12 protein-coding genes and 8 tRNA genes are annotated in these 15,758 nt (G+C 63.9%); 5 read left to right on the top strand and 15 right to left on the bottom strand.

What is annotated here, in order from left to right; all coding sequences use genetic code 11:
• Positions 1 to 46: 46 nt before the first annotated feature.
• Positions 47 to 1,072, bottom strand: coding sequence for a Gfo/Idh/MocA family protein (locus GA615_RS03665; RefSeq protein ID WP_152049901.1), 1,026 nt, complete (start codon positions 1,070 to 1,072; stop codon positions 47 to 49).
• Positions 1,073 to 1,352: 280 nt separating this feature from the next.
• Here GA615_RS03665 and GA615_RS03660 point away from each other — a divergent pair.
• Positions 1,353 to 1,425 (top strand) — tRNA-His (locus GA615_RS03660).
• 694 nt (positions 1,426 to 2,119) lie between these two features.
• On the opposite strand, the gene GA615_RS03655 is transcribed toward GA615_RS03660, so the two are convergent.
• Positions 2,120 to 2,671 carry a hypothetical protein gene (locus GA615_RS03655; RefSeq protein ID WP_152049900.1) on the bottom strand — a complete coding sequence of 184 codons (552 nt, stop codon included), beginning with the start codon at positions 2,669 to 2,671 and terminating at the stop codon, positions 2,120 to 2,122.
• A 175-nt stretch (positions 2,672 to 2,846) separates the two neighbouring features.
• Here GA615_RS03655 and GA615_RS03650 point away from each other — a divergent pair, with 175 nt between their 5' ends.
• The gene (locus GA615_RS03650) at positions 2,847 to 4,385 is read left to right on the top strand and encodes a vitamin K epoxide reductase family protein (protein ID WP_390622214.1); all 1,539 of its coding nucleotides are present in this window, start codon (positions 2,847 to 2,849) and stop codon (positions 4,383 to 4,385) included.
• A 73-nt stretch (positions 4,386 to 4,458) separates the two neighbouring features.
• Here the strand turns inward: GA615_RS03650 and GA615_RS03645 are convergent, their stop codons facing one another.
• The 9 genes from GA615_RS03645 to GA615_RS03605 form a co-directional block, all read right to left on the bottom strand.
• A complete protein-coding gene (locus GA615_RS03645) occupies positions 4,459 to 5,565 on the bottom strand; it encodes a slipin family protein (protein WP_152049898.1) in 1,107 nt (368 codons plus the stop codon).
• Positions 5,566 to 6,006: 441 nt separating this feature from the next.
• Positions 6,007 to 6,082: transfer RNA gene (locus GA615_RS03640), tRNA-Leu, on the bottom strand.
• 122 nt (positions 6,083 to 6,204) lie between these two features.
• Positions 6,205 to 6,275: transfer RNA gene (locus GA615_RS03635), tRNA-Cys, on the bottom strand.
• A gap of 23 nt (positions 6,276 to 6,298) precedes the next feature.
• Positions 6,299 to 6,369: transfer RNA gene (locus GA615_RS03630), tRNA-Arg, on the bottom strand.
• Positions 6,370 to 6,491: 122 nt separating this feature from the next.
• A tRNA-Trp gene (locus GA615_RS03625) sits at positions 6,492 to 6,561 on the bottom strand.
• Positions 6,562 to 6,588: 27 nt separating this feature from the next.
• Positions 6,589 to 6,659 (bottom strand) — tRNA-His (locus GA615_RS03620).
• Positions 6,660 to 6,682: 23 nt separating this feature from the next.
• A tRNA-Ala gene (locus GA615_RS03615) sits at positions 6,683 to 6,753 on the bottom strand.
• Positions 6,754 to 6,787: 34 nt separating this feature from the next.
• A tRNA-Ser gene (locus GA615_RS03610) sits at positions 6,788 to 6,871 on the bottom strand.
• 489 nt (positions 6,872 to 7,360) lie between these two features.
• A complete protein-coding gene (locus tag GA615_RS03605; RefSeq protein WP_152049897.1) occupies positions 7,361 to 8,683 on the bottom strand; it encodes a S1C family serine protease in 1,323 nt (440 codons plus the stop codon).
• Between the two features lie 547 nt (positions 8,684 to 9,230).
• Between GA615_RS03605 and GA615_RS03600 the strand changes: the two genes are divergently transcribed.
• Positions 9,231 to 10,619, top strand: a complete 1,389-nt coding sequence (locus tag GA615_RS03600; protein ID WP_235905047.1) for a spinster family MFS transporter — start codon at positions 9,231 to 9,233, stop codon at positions 10,617 to 10,619.
• A 168-nt stretch (positions 10,620 to 10,787) separates the two neighbouring features.
• Positions 10,788 to 11,783, top strand: coding sequence for a malate dehydrogenase (locus GA615_RS03595; RefSeq protein WP_152049895.1), 996 nt, complete (start codon positions 10,788 to 10,790; stop codon positions 11,781 to 11,783).
• A 60-nt stretch (positions 11,784 to 11,843) separates the two neighbouring features.
• Here GA615_RS03595 and GA615_RS03590 read toward each other — a convergent pair whose 3' ends face one another.
• Genes GA615_RS03590 through GA615_RS03580 form a run of 3 tightly spaced genes read right to left on the bottom strand, consistent with a single transcriptional unit; the run spans position 11,844 to position 14,372 of the window.
• Positions 11,844 to 12,683: an energy-coupling factor ABC transporter ATP-binding protein gene (locus GA615_RS03590; protein ID WP_152049894.1), complete on the bottom strand. Its 840-nt coding sequence runs from the start codon at positions 12,681 to 12,683 to the stop codon at positions 11,844 to 11,846.
• Positions 12,680 to 13,378: a cobalt ECF transporter T component CbiQ gene (gene cbiQ / locus GA615_RS03585; protein ID WP_152049893.1), complete on the bottom strand. Its 699-nt coding sequence runs from the start codon at positions 13,376 to 13,378 to the stop codon at positions 12,680 to 12,682. Before cbiQ ends, GA615_RS03590 begins: the two co-directional genes overlap by 4 nt.
• Complete coding sequence (locus GA615_RS03580; protein WP_152049892.1) at positions 13,368 to 14,372, bottom strand: energy-coupling factor ABC transporter permease; 1,005 nt, start codon at positions 14,370 to 14,372, stop codon at positions 13,368 to 13,370. Before GA615_RS03580 ends, cbiQ begins: the two co-directional genes overlap by 11 nt.
• A 279-nt stretch (positions 14,373 to 14,651) precedes the next feature.
• Between GA615_RS03580 and GA615_RS03575 the strand changes: the two genes are divergently transcribed.
• Entirely contained in the window at positions 14,652 to 15,437 is a 786-nt protein-coding gene (locus GA615_RS03575; protein ID WP_152049891.1) for a hypothetical protein, read from the top strand.
• On the opposite strand, the gene GA615_RS03570 is transcribed toward GA615_RS03575, so the two are convergent.
• Positions 15,362 to 15,754: a DNA polymerase ligase N-terminal domain-containing protein gene (locus GA615_RS03570; protein ID WP_152049890.1), complete on the bottom strand. Its 393-nt coding sequence runs from the start codon at positions 15,752 to 15,754 to the stop codon at positions 15,362 to 15,364. The genes GA615_RS03575 and GA615_RS03570 overlap by 76 nt on opposite strands.
• Between the last annotated feature and the right edge of the window lie 4 nt (positions 15,755 to 15,758).

Raw genomic sequence — 15,758 nt, 5'->3', positions numbered from 1 at the left:
GGATTGTCAAGCAGGGCCCAGCTTCCGCCGGGACCATGAGTCGGAATCAGAGCACTTCGTCGCCGGAGGCAAGGCGAATGATCTGGCCAGAAGCGGCGGATCGGGCGATGGCTTCCTGGAGACGAACCGTCTCGATTGCCTGCTCGGCTGAGCAGCAGGGAGGCCGTCCCGATCGGATCGCGTCGATAAAGTCGCCATCAATACTCGTCTGATTGCTGTGTAACGGAAGGTCTTGCACAGGTGCCTCGGGATCGGCTCCGGCGAGTCGAAGGCTTGAGGCATTCGCTCGCAACGTGCCGACTTCACCAAAATAGGTGATTTCGAACAGGCTGCCGGGCGAGGCGCCGGTAATGGCAAGCGTGGCCGGAGTTCCGTCGACCAGGCGGAGGGTAATGGCATTGACGATGTCGAGGCCCGGTTCCTCACGATCCTGGAAGGCGGAGACCTCGGCCACCGAGCGATCGGTCGTCCAGACGAGGGCGTCGAGCAGGTGGTCCCCGTCGTCGGCAATGATGCCGCCTCCGGAAACCTTCGGATCGACGCGCCAGGCGTTGCCTTCCGGGCCTCGCTGGGTGGCGAGCCACGAGTTGGCCATGACAGCCATGACCAGCCTGAGTCGGCCGATGGCTCCCTCGGCCAGCAAGCGGCGTGCCTCGATCAAGCTGGGGGCCAGGCGAAACTGATGCCCAACGCCAACCACGCGATCACGTCCCCGGGCCAGGTTGACGATATCCACCGCCTCCTGGGTATTGGTCGAGAGCGGTTTCTCAATAAAGAGATGGCAACCGGCCTGTAACCCGTCCATTGCGGGGCGGTAGTGGGCCCGTGGAGGCGTGAAGATCGCCAACACGTCGGGCGGGGTATCGGCTAACAGTTGTTGATGATCGGAGAACGCCTGGATGGACGCGGGATCACCGCCGGAGCCGATCAGCTCCGAGGCAAGGGCCCGCGCCGCCTCGACTTCAGGATCGACGCAACCGGTAATGCGAACCGCTTCGATGTCTCGTAATCGCCTGGAATGAATCCGGGCGGCTCGGCCGCAGCCGACGATTCCAATCGTAAGCGCTGTCATGGTCTCACACCCGGAGCTTCCCGACGGATCCTCGGCCTGGCGACTTGTCCGCCGGACGCGACCGATCGCAACATCCCAGCAAGCCTACGGTGCCTCGTCAAGACCATCGCCGCAATCGGCGTAAATCGCTGAGACCTTCCTCGATTATCCCCTCATGAATGCACTGCCGGTCGCCTCTGCGTTCCCGGTACATCCCGATCAATTGAGGCCGACTGGAACCGGAGTGCTGACTTGACTCGGAGGGCAAGGGATCAGTATGTTAGTTCAAAGCACTTCGACGGTGGCTGTTGCCTAGCGGTTAAGGCGCCAGATTGTGGATCTGGAGATCGCGGGTTCGAATCCCGTCAGCCACCCTGACCTGAACTCCTGCCGAATCCTGAGTTTACGATACCCCTCCTCGGCGGAAGGTGCGGCTTCTAAAGTCTCCGGAGGCCATGCTTGATCATGTTTCCGGCCGGAGGATCAGCGTATTCGGATCCAGGTCTCACTTAACACAGCTTCCCCCAATCTCGCGTTCGCAAGCCGAAGAATTTCGGGTTTGTCATCCTCGACAGCACGAAATCTCCATCTCGGCATCTCATCTCGGTCCGATTGGCTTCCCCCAATCTCTCGCCGGATCCAACTGGTTTGTCCAGGATTCGCTCGCTCGGGAATTCAGCCCCCAGTCTCGGTCAGGATTGCCAGCCTCTCTGCGCGTGGCGACGAGATCCGTCGACCGATCCGAACTGCAAGAGCCAGTCGAGGGAACTCGATGGGGCTGCGCTCGACCCATCCAGGCTGGAGGCCGTAATCTACCGGGTCTTCATGTCATGACCTTCTCATGTCCCTCGCCACTGTGACCAGCAACTTCAATCGCCTGTACACGGGATCGATTGGGAGAAACGACGAGGCGGGCGTCCTTTGATCACCGAGATCTCTCATCTCCCGCCTCCTGGGGGAGTCCGCGAGGCAGGTCGACACCGATGATGCCCAACCCCCTTCGCCGGCAAAGCTTGTGTCACACGCCGTGCCGGTAGGGAGACACACCGTCGCTCACTCCTCCCGAGGTCACCGGGCGGTCGGCGACTTGCACCGGAATCGTTTCGAGGCCATCGATTGGATGGCCGTTCCATGGCCGAAGCAGGCGGCCTCGAACTCTAGTACGGTGAGCTTCGCCGGGCTCCGCCGCCCCCTGGCCGAGTTCTGAGAGCCCGGGCTCAGGGCCAGGCCGAAGGCGATCGGCGTAGTCTCGGCCGCAATCAGCACGCCGCCGTGCTCCGGCCAGAGGAAGGCCAGTTGCCCCGCATGATGTTCCGGGACGTGGATTGCCCGGAGGCCGCACGGTAGGGGCTCATCGTCCCTGGTCTCGTGCTCAATCTCGGTCGGCTCGACCTCCGTCGAGGCCGAGCAGAGCAGGAAGCGGCAGACGAGGGCATTGACCGGCCCGGAGCGGGTCTGAGTGGCCGGATTGCTCGGTCCTCCCTCATCATTGCCGGTTCGATGGGGTGCATTGTCGCCGGTACCTGGTGAGCCGCACCGCCTCGGAGAACGAATCGAGGAACCGCAGGCATGCGTACTGAGTCCGGCCCGGGTTCTGCAGAGAAGTCCAACCTTCGGCACGTGTCAAACGCCCCGGGAGAGGGCGGCGAGCACATTCCTAGCCGCTGAATTCGGACAGGAGGACTGGCGAGCGATGGCAGACCATCAAACAACTCACCCCGAGAAGGGACGGCCCGGCAGTGATTCCGCGGCCATTGACGGCTCCGGCGAGGAGGGCCACGAATCCCAGGGCGGTATGGGAACTCGCGGCGTCTCGCGGCCGATGGCCGAGCAAGAGGCGCGCCAGCACGACCACGGGGGTGGGGAGCACGACCACGACGGCGGCGACCACCACATGAGCCGTGAGGACCGCCTCCGCATGCTCCGTATGCACCACGGGCAGACACTCTGGATCCCCTGGACGCTCATCCTCCTCGGGGTCTGGACCATGCTTGCGCCGGTGAGCTTCGGTTACCTGAAGGAGCCGCAGTGGGTCGACCCCAGCGGAGGCCGCGGGGTCTGGTTCAGCGACGAGACGCACACCGCCCTACGGGCCTGGCTCATGACCTGGAGCGATGTGATCAGCGGCCTGCTGCTGGTCATCTTCGGCTGGCGGGCCCTGACGCCGAACCGGCCGGTCAGTCTCTGGATCTGCTGTGTCGTCGGCATCTGGATGACCTTCGCTCCGGTCGTCTTCTGGGCACCGACCTCGGCCTCCTACCTGAACGACACGGTCGTCGGCGCTCTGGTGATCGCCCTGACGATCCTGATTCCGGGCATGCCGAACATGATCATGTTTATGCAGATGGGGCCCGATACCCCGCCCGGTTGGAGCTACAACCCGTCGAGCTGGCCCCAGCGTTGGATCATGATCGTGCTCGGCGCTGCCGGGTGGGTGGTTTCCCGCTACCTGGCGGCCTTTCAGCTAGGGTATATCGATTACGTCTGGGACCCGTTCTTCGGGTTTTCGCAGGGCACAGGTCGGGTGCTTAACTCGAAGATGTCGCATGCCTGGCCAATCTCTGACGCGGGGCTGGGCACGATCTCCTACACCTTCGAGTTTCTGATGGGGTACATGGGGAGCACGGCGCGGTGGAGGACGATGCCCTGGATGGTCACGTTCTTCGGCATCCTTGTGATTCCCCTTGGGCTGACGCATATCTTCCTGATGATCTCGATGCCGGTGGCCGTGCATCACTGGTGCACGCTTTGCCTGCTGGCCGCAGCGATCATGCTCCCGATGATTCCGTTGGAGGCCGACGAGGTGGTCGCCATGGGCCAGCACATGGTCGAGGCGAAGCGGCGCGGCGACCGTGGCGGCTCGCTCTGGCGGATTTTCTGGCGGGGCGGCTCCGCAGAGGGCTGTACGGCCGATGAACGTTCGCCGGAATTGGTGGCCTTGCCCAGGACGCCGGGGAGCGTCATCGTCGCCTCGATCTGGGGCATGAGCGTCCCGAAGGGCCTGGCGCTTGCTGCCTTGTTCGGCATCTGGCTGGTCTTCAGCCCGACGGTCTTCCGCCTGGACATTGAGACGACGGCGGCAGACATTGCCCATCTGGGAGGGGCACTGATGGTGACCGTCTCGGTCATCTGCATGGGGGAGGTGTTGCGCATGGGCCGCTTTCTGAACGTCCCGCTAGGCCTGATCGTGGCCGTCGCCCCCTGGTTCCTTGAGGCCGCGACGACCGGCTTTGCGTTCAGTGCGACGCTCTCGGGCCTGGCGGTCCTCCTGCTGTCCATCCCACGAGGTCCGAAGACCGAGCGGTATGGTCTGTGGGAAAGCTATGTCCGGTGAGCTGTCATGCCCCCGGATTTTACGAACGACGCCCCGTGATACGCTCGCGAGCATCGCGGGGCGTGGTGGGGTTTCAGAGCAGGTTGACCACCCGATCGGCGAGTCCCTTCTCGCCGAGGATGACGTTGAGGTGGCCGTTGGACGCGATGCGTTCCAGAACCTCAAGCTCGCGGAGCCTCATGAGGGCTGGGTGGTCGGTCAGGAGCTTGGCGGTGTTGGCCTGGCTGCGGAGGGCGGCCGTTTCCTCGCGTCGGGTGATGAGATTGGCCTCGGCGGCCTTGCGGGCCTCGGTGACCTTGTTCATCAGGTCCTTCATTTCTCCCGGGAGGATCAGGTCGCGGATGCCGGCCGATCGGACCTCCAGGCCGAGACTCGACGCTCGGGCGCGGAGCAGGTCCTCGGCCTCCCGGGCCACGCTGTCCTTGTCGGAGAGCAAGGTGTCGAGCTCTCGGCCGCCAAGGACGGCACGAAGGACCAGCTGCGCCTCGCGGTAGAGGGCCTGGCGGTGGTCGTCGACCGCGCAGACGGCCCGCTTCGGATCGCTGACGACGAAGGTCACCTGAGCGTTCAGGCGGAGCGTGACCGTGTCGGCGGTCATGATCTCCTGGCCGGTCAGGTCGAGCGTGGCCTCTCGGAGGTCAACCTCCACGACGCGGGCCTCGGCGGAGCCTCGCCAGAAAGCGTAGAGCCCCGAGCCGAGTGTGTCGGCGTACTGACCATCGAGGAACAGGACGCCGGCATGGTTGCGATCGACCGTGCAGAGGTCGAGCAAGCCGACGGCGCCGGGGGTCCGGGCGATGATCTTCAGGTCGTCATGCTCGAAGCGAGGCCGGCGGGCGTCGACCAGTTCGATCCGCACGTCGCGAGGTCCGGTCCAGTAGGCATACAGACCCGGTCCGAGCACACAGGAGAAACGGCCGTCGATCCAGACCAGGGCTCGGCGGTCGTCCTTCAAGTCGATGACCTCGGCATGAGGCTTCAGAGCACCGGACTTGACAATCAGGTCGAGCCGATCGTGCACGAGCCGAGGAGCCCGCATGGAGACGACCTCGGCCTCGATCCGACCGAGCGGGTCGAACAGCCAGTGGGTGCCCTCGCCGAGCAGGCCGTGGAACTCTCCCCGGCGAAAGAGGAGGCCCATCTCATAACTTCGAACATGAATGCGCTTGATCAGAACCATGATGATCGCTCCTCGCCCGGGGAGTCACCGGGCTTCATTCAGGGAAAAGGCATGAGCGAATTCCTTGAAACGAAAAAAACGGCCCTTGGAAGGCCGAACGGCCGTCGATCACACATCGAGGGGCGGGGCGTCGCGTTGATGTCCCTGAAGGTCGGAGGGATTGGCCGCGCTGTGAAGCCTTCCGCTGGACGAAAGGAACTTCACAAACGACCTCACCCATCGACGATCGAGGGACATTGCGGCGGGCCTCAGGGCCTCTCGGGCGTGCGTGCCCTCGGATCGGTTGGCGAGGTGGCGGTCGATCCGACCCGGTGGTTCCGGGCCATTTGTTCCGTCAACTCGCGTCGAACGAGGGCGGATCGAGCGGTTGCTGGCCTCCCTTGGGCGCTCGGTGTGACGCAATCGCGTCGGGGTGGAAACAGGCGCAACACCTGTTCCCGGTCAGTGTGGGCAGGATTCGAACCTGCGACACCCGGATTCTCAATCCGGTGCTCTCCAATTGAGCTACCACGATCTGAAGCCGCTTCGTTTTGATCCCATGTCCGGAACACACCGGCCCGATCGCCCTTTGGAGGGTGAGGGCAGTGCGCCGCTGGCCCTGCGACCTCAGACGACCCGACGGTTCTGAGCCGCCGGGAGAAACGCGGGTGGGAGTCGAACCCACTTCCACCGATTTGCAGTCGGTTGCCTGGCCGTCTGGCTCCCGCGTCTTGAATGAACAGAACAGAATCAATGCCCCCGCCAGGAGTCGAACCTGGGCTTCGACCTTCGCAGGGTCGCGTGCCTCCCTCACACTCCGGGGGCGGTTTGATTGGGGTGAGTCCCCCCGCCAGGAGTTGAACCTGGTCCTCGACGTTCGAAGCGTCGCGTGCGATCCGACACACTCCAGGGGTAGGGATCAGCGGTCATCGGGAAGGATGGCCGAGCAGAGGCGCAAGGATTCGAACCCTGTCATCGCGTGTTGGAGACGCGCCGCGCTCCCAGGCGCACACCTCTGTGTCGTGATGGTCGATTCGTCGAAGGGATGTCCGACGGGATTCGAACCCGTGCTTCGAGGCCCACAACCTCGGGTGCTGCCGCTACACCACGGACACCATCGTTGCGATCGGCTCAGGAGTGGACTGCCGGGGAATCGAACCCCGATTTCCTGTGTGCAAGACAGGTGTCTTCCCCTTGGACCAGCAGCCCGAATCGATCGGTTCGGAACGTTTCATCCCGCAGGCGGAAGGAGGGGGAGTTGAACCCCCAAGGCTCATCGCTCGGCCGTTTTCAAGACGGCTGCCGTCGCCAATCGGCTTGCCCTTCCGTAGATAATCATGCGAATAATTGATTTGAAAATTGAGATAAATTCATGCGCATTTGAAATCAAGTGATTGTGGCGTTTCATAAGAATGTCGTGCTGATAAGCCAGGCTGAAGCAGCGGGATGCAAACCGGCGCTTCCCTGATGCGTCTCGTCGACTGGCTTCAAGGGAATCGAAAACGGCCCGGTCGTCTTGGGACGACCGGGCCGTTGCGAGGGGTTCGCGAGACGGTGATCGGTCGTCAGAGGCGGAGCGGTCGGGAGAGGAACGCGGCCGGACGCATCGCGTCCGAATGACTCGCGCTCCGATTCAACGGTTGAGAGAATGATCGAACCCAATCCATCGAAATCCTGCTCCCCACAAAAGCGACGGCGAGGAAACCTGGGCCACCCGGCCTCGATCGAGCCTCGCCATCGGCTGACATCCTCCCAGACGCTCGACCGGGGACGGATGTTCGCGCTCTGAGATCGGATTTTTTCAGACGGCCCGAAATCAGCGAATGATGGTGCGACCCAGGCGGACGGTCACGTCTTCGGTGCCTCCGTTGCGGCGGACGGTCACGGTTATGGTCTCGCCGGGCATGTACGATTCGACCTCCGTCAGCAGCTCTCCCACGCTTGGGACGGGAACGCCGTTGATGGCCAGGATCACGTCGGCGGAAGTGGGGTCGATCTGGGCTCGAACGAACGGGCCATCACGGAGGTACTGGATCCGGAGGGGCCGAATTCCGGCCTGATCGGCCGGTCCGCCCGCCTCAACGCCGAGGACGAGCAAGCCTTCGTCGAGCTTGTAGACGCGAGCGATTCCCAGGGTTGCACGCTCGACATAGCCCTGCTCGATCAACGGTTTGAGGACTCGTTTGATGGTCGAGATCGGCACAGCGAAGCCGATGCCGGAGGACTGGCCGACCCGGCTGTAAATCGCCGTGTTCATGCCGATGACCTCACCCCGATTGTTGAGCAGGGGGCCGCCGGAGTTGCCGGGGTTGATCGAGGCGTCGGTCTGGATGATCCCTCGGATCGATCGGCCATTCTTGGCTTCGAGCGAACGGTCGAGGCTGCTGATGATGCCGGTCGTCAGAGTTCGTTCGAGTCCAAAGGGGTTGCCGAGGGCGAGGACTTTCTGGCCGACCTTGAGGTTTCGACTGTCGCCCAGCACGACCGGAACCAGGGAATCGGGAGGGGAAAAGGCCTTGAGAACCGCCACATCGTTGCTCGGGTCGATCCCGACGACCCGAGCATCGAGGACCGAGCCATCGAAAAGACCGACCTGAACGACCTCGGCCCCTTCGACCACATGATGATTGGTCAGAATGTGCCCCTGGTCGTTGATGACGAATCCGGAGCCGGAGCCGGACACCTCGGTATCCTGAAAGAGCCCTCGGACGGTGGCCGAGGTGGAGATATTGACGACGGATCGGTTGACGGCCTCGTAGATTCGCGTCGTGTTCTGCTCGTCTTCGTCGAGCCCGGTGACGGCGAAGCCGGCGGGGCTGGAGTCGATGGGGTCGAGTGGAGTGTCGGGAGTGCCTTCGTTCGAACGGGAGCCGCGGGGAAGTCCTGGAGCGGGATCGACCCGGTCGCCGGAGGGCTCGGGGAAGGCTCGGGGATCGACCCCTCCTTCGGCTCGACGTTCGGGATCGGGAGGAGCCGCGTTGTAATAGAGGGCAGAGTCTGGTTCGGAACTCCGGCGATCGAGGAGAGACCGCGCGTTGATTCCGAGGTCGAGCAGGGCGACGATCGCCAACGTGATGATGATGGTCAGCAGATGGGGACCGATTCTGGCCAGGGCATCCGACGTTCGGTGGCGTTGCATGATGGGCACCCGATCTGGGAAGTCGATTCGAGCCGAAACGGCGTCCGGTGGAACCGACTTCGAATCGGAATCAACCAGCGGTTCCTTGACGCGCGTTTCACCTCCTGGCGCAAGTTTACGAGACCCCATTTCCTGCGCCCATCCCGAGAATCGCACCAGGGGGAGCGACTTCGCCTCAGGTGGGAAACGGGTTGAGAAACCAGCAACACGTGTGCAATCGATGGGCCGAATCGTCTGAGGTCGGACAATTTTGGGAGAGACCTGGCACGCCGATGATCGGAATTTGAAGGGTTGGATTCAGATCGGGAGGGCTTTCAGCGTGCCCTGGAGGCTTCCCCTGGAACGCGGAACCGTGATCCCGTAGCATTTTCGATTCCTGGAACCCGGCCGATTCGACCCGTCCTCCGGCGGGGGTTCCCACCGAAACAGGGGCCATTTCGTGGCAGAACACGACAGAACGACCGGATCGGGGCCTGCTCAGGGGCCTGAAGACACCAGGGATTCCGCTCCTGTGAGCGCGTTGGATTCGAAGGCGAGCCGCTGGGCCTTGACCACGTTTTCGGTCCTGTTTGTGATTCACCTGCTTGACTACCTCGACCGCTGGGCCCTGGCCGGGGTGTTGAAGAAGGTCCAGGCCGATCTGGAGATGAGCGACGGTCAGGCGGGCTCCTTGAATTTCTACTTTCTACTGACGTTTAGCCTGATCAGTCCGTTAATGGGGTGGTTTGGAGACCGAGGGAGGCGGACCTGGCTGCTGGCCTTCGGGGTCGGCCTCTGGAGCCTGGCGACCGTCGGCACGGGCCTGGTGCGAAGTTACGGAGAGCTGACGTTCGCCCGGAGCTTGCTGGGGGTCGGTGAGGCGACCTACGGGGTGCTTGCGCCGACGATCCTGGTCGATCTGTTCCGTCGGGAGCGTCGGTCGCGGGTGATGGCCTATTTCTACATGGCCATGCCGCTCGGGTATGCGTTGGGGGTGTTCGGGGCGGCCTGGATTGCCACGAACAGCCCGACGTGGGTCGCAGGGACGCCGTTGGAAGCGTACGGCGGCTGGCGAATTGCGTTTTTCATCGTCGGCATTCCGGGGTTGCTGGCGGCCTTGACCGTGCTGCTGTTGCCCGAGCCGGTCCGAGGGGCCAGTGAGAACGTCGATCTGGAGCGCGTGCAGGCCCACGAGCGGGTGATGCCGACGGCCGACGATTACAAGGATCTGGCGGTCAACTCGTCGTACACCTACGTCGTGTTCGGCCTGGCAACGTTCACGTTTGCCTTCGGAGGCTTGGCGTACTGGCTGCCGTCGTACCTGGACCGGGTCAAGGGCTTCGGCACCGAGAAGGCGGCCCTGGTGGTGGGGCTGAGCGGCGGTCTAGCGGCGATTGTGGGGATGAGTCTTGGTGGCTGGCTGGCGGACCTCCTCTCGAAGACGAACCCGAGAGCCCTGTTCCTGGTGCCGGGGACGGCGATGTTGCTGGCGGTTCCCTTCGTGCTGGGGGCGATCTTCAGCACGAGCGAGCCAATGATCATCGGCTCAATGTTCGTGGCGATGACCTTGATGCTGATGAACACCGGGCCGTGCAACGCGGTGATTGCCAACGTCGTCACGCCGAACATGAGAGGGGTGGCCTACGCCGTCTCGATCTTCTTCATCCACGTGCTCGGGGATCTCTGGTCGCCGATGCTGATGGGCCTGGCCTCGGACTACCTCGGTGATCCGGAGGTGATGGCCTCCTGGATCGGCGAGTGGTTGTTCCGGATCGGAGCCAGGCCCGTGGAGCAACCGGATGGATCGTACCGCAACCTGACGGCCGGGATGCTGGTGGTGGTTCCGGCGATCGTGCTGGGGGGTTGTGTTTTGCTGGCCGGTGCGCGGCACTTGCCGAGAGAGATGGCCCTCATGCTTGCCAAGCTCCGAGCGAACCCGGCGGCCCGAAAGGGGTAATCGCAGTCCCGTTACCGCTCGATTCCGAGCCGATCGGGGCGGGAAGCAGGGCGGGTCTTTGTGTATGATCTCGGACTGTGGCTTGAGGGAACGGGTCTCCCCGCCCGGTCGGTGGGTCGAGACGTCCCTCCATCAGCCCGTCTCGTTTTGCAACGGAGCCCGACTTCGATGAGTCAACCCGTGAAGGTTGCGATCACCGGCGCCGCCGGTCAGATTGGTTACGCCATGCTGTTCCGGATCGCCAGCGGCGGTCTGTTTGGCCCTGATCAGCCGGTGAAGCTTGGCCTGCTGGAAATCACCCCGGCCCTCGGGGCCCTCAACGGCACCCTGATGGAACTGGACGACTGCGCCTTCCCCTTGCTCAAAGGGGTGACGGCGACCGACAACGCCGAAGAAGCCTTCGCCGATGCCGACTGGGTGATCCTCGTTGGCGGGATGCCCCGCAAGGAAGGGATGGACCGGGCCGACCTGATCCGCGCCAACGGCCCGATCTTCACCGGCCAGGGTAAAGCGATCAACGCGGCTGCACCGAAGGCGAAGGTGCTCGTTGTTGCCAACCCGTGCAACACGAACTGCCTGATCGCCATGTCCCACGCGCCGAACGTCCCCCGACAGAACTGGTTCGCCATGACCCGGCTCGATGAGAACCGGGCCAAGGCCCAGCTTGCCCAGAAGGCCGGGGTCGGCGTTTCCGACGTGACCCGCATGACGATCTGGGGCAATCACTCCGACACCCAGTATCCCGACTACAAGAACGCCCGGATCGGCGGCAAGCCGGCGACCGAGGTGATTTCCGATCACGCCTGGCTGTCCGAGACGTTCATCCCGACCGTCGCCAAGCGAGGCGGCGCGGTCATCAAGGCCCGGGGGGCCAGCTCGGCGGCCTCGGCGGCGAACGCGGCACTCGATTGTGTTCGGTCGTGCTCGCAAGCGACCCCTGGAGATGACTGGCACAGCGTCGCCATCTTCTCCGAGAGCAACCCCTACGGCGTCCCCGGCGGCCTGATGTACTCGTTCCCGATCCGGACGGGCAGCGATCAGTCCTGCTCGATCGTCTCCGATCTGGCGATCGACGACGACGCCCGACGTCGGATCGACGCCTCGGCCGACGAGTTGCAGAAGGAACGCGAGGTGGTCAAGGAACTGCTCGGCCCGGCGGTCTGAGCGGTTGATGGTCCACTGGTCGAATCGGGGCCGATTCTCTCGATGGGAACGGCCCCGAGATCAGTGGATCGGGCGACTCAACCGAATCGAGAGGGGAAGCTCCAGGCCGTGGGCTTCCATGAGCGGCTCGTCACCGAGAATCGTCTCGGGAAGGCCGTCGGCGACGATCCGGCCGCCGTCGAGTAGGGCGACACGGTCGCAGAGTTCGAGGACCATTTCGAGGTCGTGGGTCGCAATGAGCTTCGTCGCAGGAAGCGAACGGATCAGGGTGAGGAAGTTGCGTCGGGAGCGGGGATCGAGGTTGGCGGTCGGCTCGTCGAGGACGAGGACTGTTGGCTCGCAGGCGAGAACGCCGGCGAGGCAGGCCCGTTTACGTTCGCCGAAGCTGAGGTGGTGAGGAGGTCGGTCGGCGGCCTCGGCCATGTCCACGAGGTCGAGGCAATGCAGGGCGATCTGTCGGGACTCGGCCTTGCGTTTGCCGAGGTTCAAGGGGCCGAAGGCGACGTCTTCCAAGACGGTGGCGGAGAACATCTGGTCGTCGGGGTCCTGGAAGAGCAGGCCGACCCGACGGCGGATCTCGGGACCGTTGCGCTCATTGACCGGAAGGCCGTCGATCCAGACCGAAGGGGAGGGCTCGGATCGCTTGAAGGACGGCAGGCCGTGGCCGTGGCCGAGTCCCGGTTCCGCACCCGCACCAAGGCGGCCGGGAAGGAGGCCGTTGAGGTGGAGCAGAAGGGTACTCTTGCCCGCGCCGTTGGGGCCGACCAGGGCGACGGTTTCTCCGGCTCGGATCTCCAGATCGACCCCGCGGAGCGCTTCCTTGCCGTCGGGATAGCGGTAGCGGAGCCCTCGGACGAGCAAGGAGGCCGGAGGGGTGTCATCAACGGCGGTCGGCGTCATGGTGAAGCAGAATCGGGCTGAACGGGCGGGGAGATTGAGTCGGGGCCGTCGAGACTACGGAAGGTGCCGTCCCACCCCCGGGCGAGCATGGCCGCGTGAACCCGCTCGCCGCGCTCGAAGGATCGGAGGAGCAACCCGGCGATCAGCGAGGCCCCGAGCGGCCATTCGGACCATCGGGAGCGTCGGAAGGATCGGGCCCGTCGGGCGCGGGCCATCCGGCTGAGCTGCTCGGCCAGGACGAACAGGTAACGGTACATCAAAAGGAGGGTGGCGACCAGGACTGTCGGTGCCCTGAGCTGTTCGAGGGCGGTCATCAGGTCACGGAACGGGGTGACGTGGGCCAGCAGCAGGATGGAGAGGATCGTCAGGCAATTCTTCGCCAGAATCGTTCCCCCGACGACCCACGGACCAAACGTCGGGGCCATCGGGTGCGAGGGGGCGATCATCACGGCAAGGAGGACCACGACCGGCATGACCGCGAGCCCTCGTCGTAACAAGGTGCCAGGTGAAACGCCGGAGATCCCGACCAGGAAGGCAAGCAGCATGGCCGCTCCCCCGAGCGGTCGCCAGGAACCGATCGGCAGGAGGACCACCGCGAGGACCAGGGCGAGAGTCGCCACCAGTTTGATCCTCGCGTCGAGTCGATGCAGCGATCCGTGGGCCGATTGATCGGGTTCGAGCCAATCAAGCCGCATGAGGTTCCGGCCCTGCTTCGGAAGGAGAGGAAGAATTCGGGCCTTCGAGGCTGGGAGTGTTTCGGGTAAACGCTCTTGCCAGGACGAGCCCGGTGATGAAAACCGAGACGGTGCCGATCAGGCCAACGGCGGCGGTCACCGGAGCGATGTCAGGCAGGCCCTCGATCGAATAATCCGGCATCGGGCCGGTGAAGATCGATCCGGCTTCCTCGTTGAGGAACCCAAGCCGCCCGCCGACGAATTCGAGCCCGTCGTCGTTGGGAGAGGCCAGGGGGGCCAGGAAGGCCGCAACCGCCAACGAGGCCGCCAGGCCGCCGATTGCCACGCGGGTCCATCGGCCCGATCGGGTCAAAATCGTGTCGTCGTCGAAGATCAGGTCGGGACGTACCGAGAGAACCGTTCGCAGGACAAGGCCGGTGATGATCGCCTCGCCCAGGCCGATGATCGCGTGAATCATGGTCATCCAGCCGAGGACTCTCGGCAGGTCGGACCAGTAGCCCGAGGCTCCCAGCTCGATCGTGAACGCCAGCGAGGCGAGCAGGACCGAGAACCAGGCCGCAACCATCGCACCGATCAGGACTCCGGACTGGCCGCCCAGGGCCTTGCGGATCGGGTCGTAAATGGCGTATCCGCCAACGCCTGCGATGAGGCCAAGGTTGAGGAAATTCGCCCCAAGCGCGAGGATGCCTCCGTCCGCAAAAAGCAGACTCTGCACGAGCAAAACGGTTCCCAGCACCAAGGCTCCGGCCCACGGACCGAGCAGGACCGCCGCCAGGACTGCGCCAATCAGGTGACCCGAGGCCGGCACCACAAACAGCGGGAAATTTACCATCTGAGCCGCGAAGACGAAGGCGGACATGACCCCCATCAGGACCATGGTGCGGTCTCTGAGGCGCGTTCTCAGCTTGCGGAGTCCCACCGCGAAACCGCCCAGAGCCAGGGCCCCGGTCGTCAGCACGACGGGTTGGGAGAGGAGATTGTCCGGAATGTGCATCGGCTCGGCTCCGCCGGGAACGGATCTTGGGGACGAACACGATGGCTCCGCTGAACTGCGACCGCCCCCGTATTCGTATGCGCGTTTTAACTATTCGCGCATAAAGGGACGGGTCTCGTCAACTCTGTTGAGCCCGGAGTCGGTCCGAATTGACGGAAGGGAGGACCTTCCGTATGGTCTTGGCGACCGATTTCCTGTCTGTTCGCGCTGGTTTGCCTGGCAAAGCGATCGCTCTGCAATGCCTTCCGCCTGCGGCCGAGGTCACCTGGAGGACCGCCCATGCGAGCGTCACGGAAGCGCAGGATCGTCACGCTATTGATCATTCTGGTCATCGTGGGCACGGCGATCCCGCTGGCGGTCTGGCGGTCGTTGACCTACGAACCTCCCTTCTACCGGAACCTTGCGGCGAAGGATCGCCAGATCCGCCGGGTCGAGGCCGACCGCTTTGTCTCTCAGACCTTCCAGTTACGCAACGACATCGCCAATGAGTCGTACTGGGAGGCCAGCTTCACCGACGAGGAGGTCAATGCCTGGATCGCGGAAGACCTGGTGACGCATTTCGCGGAGTACCTGCCGGATGGGGTCCGCGATCCGTTGCTCGTCTTCGAACTGGATCGGGTGACACTGGCCTTCAAGCTCGATCGGGGGCCGTTCACGTCGTTGGTCTGGGTCGTGGCCCGGGTGCAGGTTGCGGAAGACAACACGCTTGCGCTTCACCTGGAAAAAATCCGGGCCGGGGCCATGCCGATCTCTCCCGACGAGGTGGTTGGGCCGATCGTCAACCGGGCCAAGGCGCACGGTCTGGACGTCGATTGGTCGAACGACCACGGCGAGACGGTGGTCTACATTCGCTACTCGCCCACCCCGGAACGCCTGGATGTGGTGCTGGAACGGGTCGTCGTGCTGGATGGTCGGCTCTATCTAAGTGGGCGATCGGATCGAAACGCCGGGCGCGTGTCGGGGCTGACACTGCCGTCTCGGCGCATTCTTCAGATCAAATTTCCCATCCGGAACCGCCAAGATCGTTCGCCGAGTCGGACCAGATCCGCCTCGCCGATGACCTGATGTCCGAAGAATCGGACGAGCACGCGATCGTCGGTCCAGAGGATCGGTTCGTAGGTTCCCCGATCGACGCGGCGGACCGTGCCCCGATCGTGCGAGATCGGTCCCTCGTAGTCGAGATATCGGACGCGGTGGTCGGGCAGCGAAGTTGCATCGATCTCGGTTTCGGGCTCCGGAAGGCGCGAAAGGGCCCAGGTGCGGAGCCGAGGTCCGGCTTCGAGCATTAAGTCCCAGTGCACCCCGTTCCAGCGGTGCTCAAGCAGGACGAAGCGCGGAGGGATGCCAGATCGTCCCGGGAACTCAAGCGGTTCAAGGCTCATCGAA

Origin of the sequence: Tautonia marina (assembly GCF_009177065.1) — a bacterium.
Classification (GTDB): Bacteria; Planctomycetota; Planctomycetia; order Isosphaerales; family Isosphaeraceae; genus Tautonia; species Tautonia marina.
This window is presented reverse-complemented; position numbering and strand designations above follow the sequence as displayed.

What these genes read in the sequence shown, in the direction of transcription:
- GA615_RS03665 (WP_152049901.1), bottom strand. Translation starts at nt 1,072, where the DNA reads ATGACAGCGCTTACGATTGGAATCGTCGGCTGCGGCCGAGCCGCCCGG.
- GA615_RS03575 (WP_152049891.1), top strand. Translation starts at nt 14,652, where the DNA reads ATGCGAGCGTCACGGAAGCGCAGGATCGTCACGCTATTGATCATTCTG.
- GA615_RS03650 (WP_390622214.1), top strand. Translation starts at nt 2,847, where the DNA reads ATGGGAACTCGCGGCGTCTCGCGGCCGATGGCCGAGCAAGAGGCGCGC.
- GA615_RS03580 (WP_152049892.1), bottom strand. Translation starts at nt 14,372, where the DNA reads ATGCACATTCCGGACAATCTCCTCTCCCAACCCGTCGTGCTGACGACC.
- cbiQ (WP_152049893.1), bottom strand. Translation starts at nt 13,378, where the DNA reads ATGCGGCTTGATTGGCTCGAACCCGATCAATCGGCCCACGGATCGCTG.
- GA615_RS03645 (WP_152049898.1), bottom strand. Translation starts at nt 5,565, where the DNA reads ATGGTTCTGATCAAGCGCATTCATGTTCGAAGTTATGAGATGGGCCTC.
- GA615_RS03590 (WP_152049894.1), bottom strand. Translation starts at nt 12,683, where the DNA reads ATGACGCCGACCGCCGTTGATGACACCCCTCCGGCCTCCTTGCTCGTC.
- GA615_RS03570 (WP_152049890.1), bottom strand. Translation starts at nt 15,754, where the DNA reads ATGAGCCTTGAACCGCTTGAGTTCCCGGGACGATCTGGCATCCCTCCG.
- GA615_RS03605 (WP_152049897.1), bottom strand. Translation starts at nt 8,683, where the DNA reads ATGCAACGCCACCGAACGTCGGATGCCCTGGCCAGAATCGGTCCCCAT.
- GA615_RS03595 (WP_152049895.1), top strand. Translation starts at nt 10,788, where the DNA reads ATGAGTCAACCCGTGAAGGTTGCGATCACCGGCGCCGCCGGTCAGATT.